Source organism: Desulfosporosinus burensis (assembly GCF_054657535.1).
This window is the reverse complement of record NZ_BAAHYN010000105.1, coordinates 1-322: the sequence shown is the minus strand read 5'-3', so window position 1 is coordinate 322 and position 322 is coordinate 1. Positions and strand designations below refer to the sequence as shown.

The 322-nt window shown below is 41.3% G+C and carries 1 protein-coding gene; it reads right to left on the bottom strand.

Features of this window, described 5'->3' with window-relative positions:
- Nucleotides 1-291, bottom strand: a 291-nt coding sequence (locus ACYQ3Q_RS28595; RefSeq protein ID WP_459931761.1) for an SLAC1 family transporter, incomplete at its 3' end; no start/stop codon positions are given.
- Between the last annotated feature and the right edge of the window lie 31 nt (nt 292-322).

Genomic DNA, 322 nt, shown 5'->3' with positions numbered 1-322 from the left:
GACCAGACTGCTCACCATAATAAATAAAAAGAAAGTAACTCCAAACAGGGCAATAATGAAAAAAGTCATGGGTGTTTGCAGAGAACCGGCATAAGGCAGCAAATTTACACCACTTGCTGCAGCAACAATGGGTGGAACGACGGGGATCAACCAACTGGCTAAAGCATCCTCTGGCTTTACCTCGTGTTTAACAAATAACAAAAATGGGATAGTAATGACAGAAAAACAAGAAACAACAACTCCGACTAACCATAAAGATTTGCTGATGACCAAGGCCTGATCAAAAGGCAAAAGATGGGTTCCAACAAGAAAGTAAGCGTTC